The 8,314-nt window shown below is 69.9% G+C and carries 9 protein-coding genes; all 9 read right to left on the reverse strand.

Going from position 1 to position 8,314, the window contains the following annotated elements; all coding sequences use genetic code 11:
• Positions 1–53: 53 nt before the first annotated feature.
• Positions 54–1,682, reverse strand: a complete 1,629-nt coding sequence (gene ctaD / locus E6J59_01020; GenBank protein ID TMB23882.1) for a cytochrome c oxidase subunit I — start codon at positions 1,680–1,682, stop codon at positions 54–56.
• Positions 1,679–2,614 (reverse strand): cytochrome c oxidase subunit II, encoded by a 936-nt coding sequence (gene coxB, locus E6J59_01025; protein TMB23889.1) that lies wholly within the window; start codon positions 2,612–2,614, stop codon positions 1,679–1,681. Before coxB ends, ctaD begins: the two co-directional genes overlap by 4 nt.
• A gap of 17 nt (positions 2,615–2,631) precedes the next feature.
• Positions 2,632–3,423: an SCO family protein gene (locus E6J59_01030; GenBank protein ID TMB23883.1), complete on the reverse strand. Its 792-nt coding sequence runs from the start codon at positions 3,421–3,423 to the stop codon at positions 2,632–2,634.
• Positions 3,420–3,776, reverse strand: a complete 357-nt coding sequence (locus E6J59_01035; GenBank protein ID TMB23884.1) for a hypothetical protein — start codon at positions 3,774–3,776, stop codon at positions 3,420–3,422. The genes E6J59_01030 and E6J59_01035 overlap by 4 nt, the downstream gene beginning before the upstream one ends.
• Complete coding sequence (locus tag E6J59_01040) at positions 3,766–4,935, reverse strand: hypothetical protein (GenBank protein TMB23885.1); 1,170 nt, start codon at positions 4,933–4,935, stop codon at positions 3,766–3,768. The genes E6J59_01035 and E6J59_01040 overlap by 11 nt, the downstream gene beginning before the upstream one ends.
• Positions 4,932–5,597, reverse strand: coding sequence for a cytochrome c (locus E6J59_01045; protein TMB23886.1), 666 nt, complete (start codon positions 5,595–5,597; stop codon positions 4,932–4,934). The genes E6J59_01040 and E6J59_01045 overlap by 4 nt, the downstream gene beginning before the upstream one ends.
• Positions 5,488–6,024 carry a DUF3341 domain-containing protein gene (locus E6J59_01050; GenBank protein ID TMB23887.1) on the reverse strand — a complete coding sequence of 179 codons (537 nt, stop codon included), beginning with the start codon at positions 6,022–6,024 and terminating at the stop codon, positions 5,488–5,490. The genes E6J59_01045 and E6J59_01050 overlap by 110 nt, the downstream gene beginning before the upstream one ends.
• An 89-nt stretch (positions 6,025–6,113) precedes the next feature.
• On the reverse strand, positions 6,114–7,484 hold the full coding sequence (locus tag E6J59_01055) for a hydrogenase (protein TMB23890.1): 1,371 nt from the start codon (positions 7,482–7,484) through the stop codon (positions 6,114–6,116).
• Positions 7,481–8,314: 4Fe-4S dicluster domain-containing protein (locus E6J59_01060; GenBank protein TMB23888.1), on the reverse strand; the 834-nt coding region annotated here is incomplete at its 5' end. The genes E6J59_01060 and E6J59_01055, both read right to left, overlap by 4 nt.

Below are 8,314 nucleotides of genomic sequence, written 5' to 3' on the forward strand. Positions count from 1 at the left end.
CCCCGCGCTGCTGCTCGGCGTCGTCGAACTGGTGCGCGACGGCGACGGCGTGCTCAGCCATGGGCGGGCTCGCGACCCGGGTAGGCGTAGGGCTCGCCGGTGACGACGGGCGTCACCTCGAAGTTGTCGCGCGGCGGCGGGGACGGCGTCTGCCACTCGAGGCCGGTGGCGTCCCACGGGTTGTTGCCCGCGGGCTCGCCGTAGCGGAGCGACCAGAGCAGGTAGATCATCGGCAGCAGGTAGCCGACACCCAGGATGGAGGCCCCTGCCGTCGACATCACGTTCAGCACCTGGAACTCGTCGGGATAGGCGTGGTAGCGCCGGGGCATGCCGAGGTAGCCGAGGATGAACTGCGGGAAGAAGGTCAGGTTGAAGCCGATGAAGATGATGAGCGCCGCGAGCCGCCCCCAGCCCTCGGGGTACATCCGCCCGCTGATCTTCGGCCACCAGTAGTGCACGCCGCCCAGGTAGCCCATCACCATCCCGCCCACCATGATGTAGTGGAAGTGGGCGATCACGAAGTAGGTGTCGGTCACGTGCACGTCCATGCCGAGCGAGGCGAGGAAGAGGCCGGTGAGGCCGCCGATGGTGAACAGCCCGATGAAGCCGAGTGCATAGAGGAGCGGGGTGCGGAACTCGAGCGTCCCCTTGTGCAGCGTCGCCGTCCAGTTGAACACCTTCACCGCAGAGGGGATCGCGACCAGGTAGGAGAGGAGCGAGAACACCATCGCGGCGTACACCGACTGGCCGGCGACGAAGAGGTGGTGGCCCCAGACGAGGAAGCCGAAGACCGCGATCGCGATCGACGAGAAGGCGACGTAGTGGTAGCCGAAGATGCGCTTGCGGGCGAAGCAGGTGACCAGCTCGCTGATCACCCCCATGCCGGGCAGGATCATGATGTAGACCGCCGGGTGCGAATAGAACCAGAACAGGTGCTGGAAGAGCACCGGGTCGCCGCCGAGCGCGGGGTCGAAGATGCCCACGTGAAGCAGGCGCTCGAGCCCGAGCAGCATGACCGTGATGGCGAGGACGGGCGTGGCGAGGATCTGGATCAGGCTGGTCGCGTAGAGCGACCAGACGAAGAGCGGCAGCCGGAACCAGGTGAGCCCGGGCGCGCGCATGCGGTGGATGGTGACGACGAAGTTGAGGCCGGTGAGGATGGAGGAGAAGCCGACGATGAAGATGCCGATCGCGGTCGGCATGACCTGCGTGGTGGACGACATCGTGCTGTAGGGCGTGTAGAAGGTCCACCCCGTGTCGACGCCCCCGCTCACCACCGCATAGGTCGTGAAGGAGGCGCCGAGCACGTAGAGGTACCAGCTCAGGAGGTTGAGGCGCGGGAAGGCGACGTCGCGGGCGCCGATCATGAGCGGCAGGACGAAGTTCCCGAGCACCGCCGGGATCGACGGCACCAGGAAGAAGAACACCATGATCACGCCGTGCATGGTGAAGAACTTGTTGTAGGTCTCGGCCTGGAGGAGGTCGCCCGCCGGCGTGAGCAGCTCGACGCGCAGCATCACGGCGAAGAAGCCCCCCACGAAGAAGGCGCCGGTGAGCGAGATCAGGTAGAGGAGGCCGACCCGCTTGTGGTCGGTGGTGAGGAGCCACGAGCGCACGCCGTAGCTCTCGTTCAGGTAGTGGAGTCGGGGCTCCTCGGCGACGAGGGCGGCGGCGGTGGTCATGACGGTCCCTTCGCCTCCGTGGTCTGCAGGGACTTGATGTAGGCGATCAGCTCGAGCACGCCCTCCTCGCTCACCAGGCCCTGGTAGGTCGGCATGATGTTCTGGTAGCCGGCGACGATCTTGGCGCCCGGATCGAGGATCGACTCGCGGATGTAGCCCTCGTCCGCCGTGAGCGTCCGGCCGGTGGTGAGGCTCACGGTGCGCCCGAAGAGACCCGCCAGTTCGGGGCAGCGCGCCTGCGCGTCGCCGCGGTGGCAGGTGATGCAGCCGAGGTCCGTGAACAGCTTCTCGCCGGCCACCGCCGGCGTGGCGCCCGTGCCGCCCGCGAGCCAGCGCTGGAAGTCCGCCGGCTCCATGGCGACCACCTGCCCGATCATGCCCGAGTGCAGCGTGCCGCAGTACTCGGCGCAGAAGAGGTGGTAGGTCCCGGGCCTGGTGGCCTGGAACCAGAGCTGCGTGTAGCGGCCCGGGAGCACGTCCTGCTTCACGCGGAAGGCGGGCACGAAGAGGCTGTGGATGACGTCCTGTGAGGTCATGAGGACCTTCACCGGCAGACCGACCGGCACGTGCAGCTCGTTGATCTCGCGCGGGCCGGAGAGGTGCTGGAACTTCCACATCCACTGCTTGCCGACGCTGTAGACCTCGAGCGCTTCCGGGGGCGGCGTGGCGGCCGCGAAGTAGAGCTGGGCCCCCCACGCGTACATCACCAGGCAGAGGAGGAGCGGGATGACCGACCAGGCGATCTCGAGCCGGTCCGAGCCTTCGACCTGCTCGGCCATCTCGTTGCCGGGACGCCGGCGGTAGCGGATCGCGAACACCACGATGCAGCCGGCGATGAGCAGCGTGAAGAACGTGCTCACGCCAAGGAGGAAGAAGAGGAGCGCATCCACCCGCGGCGCGAGCGTGGACGCCTGCTCGGGGAAGAGCGGCAGCGAGAAGCGCGCCTCGATCACGAGCGGCGTGCCTCCCGGCGCCACGCGAGGGCGAGGAACGTGCCCAGCGCGACCAGCGTGAGTGCGCCGCCGGCGCGCACCGCGCCCATGACGAGCGCGCCGTACTTGCCGGTGGCGGGGTCGTAGTGGAAGCAGAAGAGGAGGAGCTGATCGACCGCCGAGCCGATCTTGTTGGCCGAGGCCTCGACCAGCCCGAGGCGGAGGTCGCGCGGCGCCGGCTCGATGCCGTAGAAGTAGCGCGAGATGGTGCCCGCGGGCGTGAGCACGATGGCGGCTGGCACGTGCGCGAACTGCCCGCTCGCCGCGTCGGCGGTGTAACGGAAGCCGACCCCGCGCGTGAGGCGGTCGATCATCGCCTGCTCGCCGGTCAAGAAGTGCCAGCCCGTGGCGGTGTCGAGCCGTCCGTAGCGTGCCAGCACGGCGGCCTTCCTGCCGCTCGCGACCGCGGGCGTGTCCCGGGGGTCGAAGCTCACCACCAGCACGGTGAACTCCTTCCCCGGCGCGAAGGAGAGCGCCTTCAGGCTCGCGGCGAGCCCGTTCAGGCTCTGCCCGCACAGCATCGGGCACCCGAAGTAGACGAGCGAGAGCAGCACGGGCCTGCTGCCGTCGACGTAGTCGCGGAGCGCGACCGTCCGCCCGCTCTCGTCGCGGAAGGCCAGGTCGAGCGGGAGCGCGGCGCCGAGGTGCGGATCGACGCCCACGTCGCGCAAGGCGGGGGGCCGCGCCTCGTCGGCCGCGAGCGGCGCCGCGAGCGCGAGCACGAGAGCGGCGAGCCAGACGGTCCTCATTTCGCCGCTTCCTTCGCGACCAGCTCCATCGCCCGCGCGATCGGGATGTGGACCACGCCGGCGGTGCGGTCCTCCCAGCCGTAGCCGTCGAGGATGGTGTCCTCCCGGGCGCGCAGCTGCGCGAGGTCCTCGGCGGGCGTGGTCTGGAGGCGGGGCTCGGGCGGCCCCTCGGGCGGCGCCGCGGCGACCGGGGCGGGCGGGTTCTCCCGCGCGCGCGCGCCGCGCAGCGCCGCGAACTGCGCCCCCACGACGAGCTGGACGACGATCCCCGCCGCCGCGAGCAGTGCGGCGGCCAGGAGGACGCCGCGCACGCTCACGTCGGTGCGCTCGTGGCGGTCCGACTCAGTGGGCATGCGCGAGCGCCTCCTCCATCGCGGGATCGTTCTGCGGCACGAGCGGCCGGTCGCGGAGCTGGCCCAGGAAGGCCCACAGCCAGATGCCGCCGAAGCCGATCGGCGCCACCACGTCGAGCCAGCGCAGCGCGAAGCCCGGGCGGTGGAATCCGGGCACGAGCAGCCAGAGGAGGTCCACCAGCCGCATGACGAGGATCGCGACCGCGACCGCGGCGATGAGCCGCGGGTCGCGCTTCACGCGCCGCGAGAGGAGAAGGACGAAGGGAAGCGCGAAGTGGAGCGCGATGAGCGCCACCGCCACCGCCGCCCACGCGCCGTGCTCGCGGGCCAGGTACCACGGCACCTCCTCCCGGATGTTTCCCGACCAGATCAGGAGGAACTGCGAGAAGGCCATGTACGCCCACAGCATCACGAAGGCGAGCATCAGGTTGCCGAGGTCGTTCAGGTTGGCGGGGGTGACCAGCCGGGCGAAGGGCTCGCGCCGGCGGAGGCCGACGGCGCCGGCGATGCCGAAGGCGAACGCGGAGAGCACCTGGCCCACCCCGAAGCCGGCCGGGTAGATGGTCGAGTACCAGTGCGGCTCGAGCGACATGGCCCAGTCGATGGCCGCGAAGGTGACGGTGAGGCCGTAGAGCGCGAGCCCCGGGCCGGCGAGCAGGCGGAAGCGCCGCGGGTTCGGATCGGGACGGGCGTCGCGCTCGCGCGACCACTTGTTGAAGATGTACGCGCAGCCGAGCCACGCGCCGAAGTAGATCAGTGCGCGCACGCGGAAGAAGGGCACGTTCAAGTAGGCGCGCGCGTGGCGGAGAGGATCATCCTCGGGCGTGCCGGGCGCGGCCCAGAGGTAGACGTCGCGTACCCCGATCAAGACCGGCACGAAGAGGAGCGCCAGGAGCGGCAGCGTGCGCGTCGCCGCCTCGAGGATGCGCCGCACGACCAGGCCCCACGCGCCGCCCGAGAGGTAGTGGAGCATGAGGATCACGAGCGACCCGAGCGCGATGCCGAGGCAGTAGAGGTAGCCGATCAGCCAGGCGCGGAGGAAGTCGCGCGGGTTCGCGAGCCCGCCGGCGGCGCACGCGCCGAGCGCGACCACGCCGACGACGAGCGCGCGGCTCTGGAGGCGCTCGAGCCCGAGGGGCGTCTCGGCCGCGGCGCTCATCGCGGGCCCTCCGTCTCGAGCGCCTGTCGCTCCGCCGGCGGCACGTCGGCGAGCGTCGCGCGCTGGCTGCGCTGCAGGGCGCGGATGTAGGCCACGATCGCCCAGCGGTCGCGCACGGCCACCTGGTGCGCGTAGGCCGGCATCGCCCCGAAGCCGTTGGTCGTCACGTCGAAGAAGTGCCCCGCCGGCGCCTGCCGGAGCCGCTCGATGTGCAGGGACGGCGGCTCCCGGTAGCCGCGCCGCACGATCATGCCCTTCCCCGTACCCAGCCGGTCGTGGCAGGGCGAGCAGTAGATGTCGTAGCGCTCGCGCCCGCGCGCGAGCAGGTCGGCGGTGAGCGGGACGGGCAGCTTCTCGACCAGCCGGCCGCCCGTCTTCCCCGTGTAGAGCGCCGTGTCGGCGTGGAGCTCGCCGCGCGCGACCGTGCCCTCGACGCGCGGCCGCGACGACTGCCCGTCGGGGAAGAAGCGGCTCGCCTCGAGCGGCTCGTAGCGCGGCTGGTCGTCCATCTGCTGCCGGCACGCGGCGGCGAGGAGGACGGCGGCGAGGAGGCTAGCGCGCAACTTCGGACACCTCCCGTGCGCCGAGCTCGCGCAGGAAGCGGGCCGTCTCCTGGCGCTCGAAGAGCCGGTCGCGGGCCTCGATCGAGAGGAAGAAGCGATCGCGCGTCGCGAGCGCGAAGCGCGGCACGTTGAAGAGCGGGTGGTAGGGCATCGGCAGGCCGTTCAGTGCGAGCATGCCGATCACGGCGGTCAGCCCGCCGAACAGCACCGTGAGCTCGAACGTGATCGGGACGAACATCGGCCAGCTGTGCATCGGGCGGCCGCCCACGTTGAGCGGATAGTCGACGTTGCTCGCGTAGTACTGCATGAGGTAGCCGCCCACGCAGCCGAGGAGCCCGCCCAGCAGCACGAGCAGGGGCAGGATCGTCGGCTTGACGCCGAGCGCCGCGCCCAGCTCCTCCACCGGAAAGGGCGTGTGCGCGTCGATGCGCTTGTAGCCGGCCTCGCGCACGCGCGCGGCCGCTGCGACCAGCGCGCTCGGGCTGTCGAACTCGGCGAGCAGACCCCAGATCGTCGGCCGCTCCATCAGTATCCTTCGCTCGCGCTCACGCAGTATCCTTTGCTCGCGCTCACGAATATCCTTCGCTCGCGCTCACGAGTATCTTTCGCTCGCGCTCATGCGGGCTCCTTCACCTCCGCCTCGGGCAGGATGGTGCGCATCTCGAAGATCGAGATCATGGGCATGAAGCGGATGAAGAGGAAGAAGAGCGTGGCGAAGAGGCCGAGCGTGCCGACGAAGGTCGCCACGTCCCAGATGGTCGGGTAGTACATTCCCCACGACGAGGGCAGGAAGTCGCGATGGAGCGAGGTGACGACGATGACGAAGCGCTCGAGCCACATGCCCGTGTTCACGATGAGCGAGATGACGAAGAGAGCAGGGGCGCTCGTCCGCACGCGCTGGAGCCAGAGCACCTGCGGCGTGGCGATGTTGCAGAAGAGGAGCGCCCAGTAGAGGGGCGCGTAGGGACCGGTCAGACGGTTCCAGATCGTGTACTCCTCGTACGGATTGCCGCCGTACCACGCCATGAACGCCTCGATCATGTAGCCGTAGCCGACGATCAGCCCGGTGGCGAGGAGGATCTTCGCCATGTTCTGGAGGTGGCGCGTGGTGATGAAGTCCTCGAGCTGGTAGACGGCGCGCAGCGGGATGGCGAGCGTCAGCACCATCGCGAAGCCCGAGTAGATGGCGCCGGCGACGAAGTAGGGCGGGAAGATGGTCGTGTGCCAGCCCGGGAGCTGCGCCACGGCGAAGTCGAAGCTCACCACCGTGTGCACCGAGACGACGAGCGGCGTGGCGAGGCCGGCGAGCAGGAGATAGGCCGTCTCGTAGCGGTGCCAGTGGCGTGCCGAGCCGCGCCAGCCCATGGCGAGCATGCCGTAGATGAAGCGGCCCGGGCGGCTCGGCGAGCGGTCGCGCAGGGTCGCGAAGTCGGGAACCAGCCCGATGAACCAGAAGAGGAGCGAGATCGTGAAGTAGGTGAGGACCGCGAACACGTCCCACACGAGCGGGCTCCGGAACTGCGGCCAGAGGGACATCGTGTTCGGGTAGGGCAGGAGCCAGTAGAAGTACCAGGGGCGCCCCAGGTGGAGGAGCGGGAAGAGGCCCGCGCAGGCGACGGCGAAGATGGTCATCGCCTCCGCAAAGCGGTTGATCGACTGCCGCCACTGCTGGCGGAGCAGGAGGAGGATGGCCGAGATGAGCGTCCCCGCGTGTCCGATGCCGATCCACCACACGAAGTTGACGATCGCGAAGCCCCACGCGACCGGGACGTTCACGCCCCAGATGCCGATGCCGGCGAGCAGCAGGTAGCCGACCGCGTTCATCAGCACGAGGAGGAAGAAGAACGAGATGCCGAAGCCGACGAGCCACCCGCGCGAGGTGCGGCGGCGCAGCACGATCGCGCTGATCTTGTCGGTGATCGAGGCGAAGGTGTGGCCGGGCTCGATGACCGGCGGCGCGGCGAGCGGGGCGGGCTCCACGGTCAGGCGATCTCCGGGTTGGGGTTCTTGAGGGCCGCGAGGTAGGTCGTGCGCGGGCGCGTGTTGAGCTCGGCGAGCAGCGGGTAGTTCCGCGCTTCGCCCTTGAGCTTCCCGACGCGGCTCGCGGGGTCGTTCAGGTCGCCGAACACGATCGCCTCGGCGGGACAGGCCTGGGCGCACGCCGGCACCACCTCGCCGTCGCGGATCGGTCGCCCCTCCTTCTCGGCCGCGATGCGGTGCTGGTTGATGCGCTGCACGCAGTAGGTGCATTTCTCCATGACGCCGCGGCTGCGCACGGTGACATCCGGGTTGCGCTGCGCCTTGAGACTCTCCGTCTCCCAGTCGGCGTACTCGAAGAAGTTGAAGCGCCGCACCTTGTAGGGGCAGTTGTTCGAGCAGTAGCGCGTGCCGACGCAGCGGTTGTAGACCATGTCGTTCAGGCCCTCGGCGCCGTGCACCGTCGCCTCGACGGGGCACACGAGCTCGCAGGGCGCATTCTCGCACTGCATGCAGGGGACGGGCATGAAGTAGGTCTCGGGGTCCGCCGCCGCTCCGGTGTGGTAACTGTCGATGCGGAGCCAGTGCATCTCGCGGCCGCGCAGCACCTGGTCCCTGCCGACCACGGGCACGTTGTTCTCCGCCTGGCAGGCAGCGACGCAGGCGTTGCAGCCGACGCACGCGCTGAGGTCGATCGCCATGCCCCAGCGGTGGCCGGGGTAGGGGACGAGCGGATAGAGCGTCGCCTCCAGCTCCGGGCGCTCGGGCCTCTCGTGGAGGTAGCGCTCGAGCGTGGTCGCGCGCACGACGTCCCGCCCCTCCATGCGGTGGTGGTGCTG

This window comes from Deltaproteobacteria bacterium (assembly GCA_005879795.1).
In the GTDB taxonomy this organism is placed as follows: domain Bacteria; phylum Desulfobacterota; class Binatia; order DP-6; family DP-6; genus DP-6.

Excerpts from the sequence above, each read along its gene's own strand:
- ctaD (TMB23882.1), bottom strand. The coding sequence starts at position 1,682 with ATGACCACCGCCGCCGCCCTCGTCGCCGAGGAGCCCCGACTCCACTAC.
- E6J59_01030 (TMB23883.1), bottom strand. The coding sequence starts at position 3,423 with ATGAGGACCGTCTGGCTCGCCGCTCTCGTGCTCGCGCTCGCGGCGCCG.
- E6J59_01035 (TMB23884.1), bottom strand. The coding sequence starts at position 3,776 with ATGCCCACTGAGTCGGACCGCCACGAGCGCACCGACGTGAGCGTGCGC.
- E6J59_01040 (TMB23885.1), bottom strand. The coding sequence starts at position 4,935 with ATGAGCGCCGCGGCCGAGACGCCCCTCGGGCTCGAGCGCCTCCAGAGC.
- E6J59_01050 (TMB23887.1), bottom strand. The coding sequence starts at position 6,024 with ATGGAGCGGCCGACGATCTGGGGTCTGCTCGCCGAGTTCGACAGCCCG.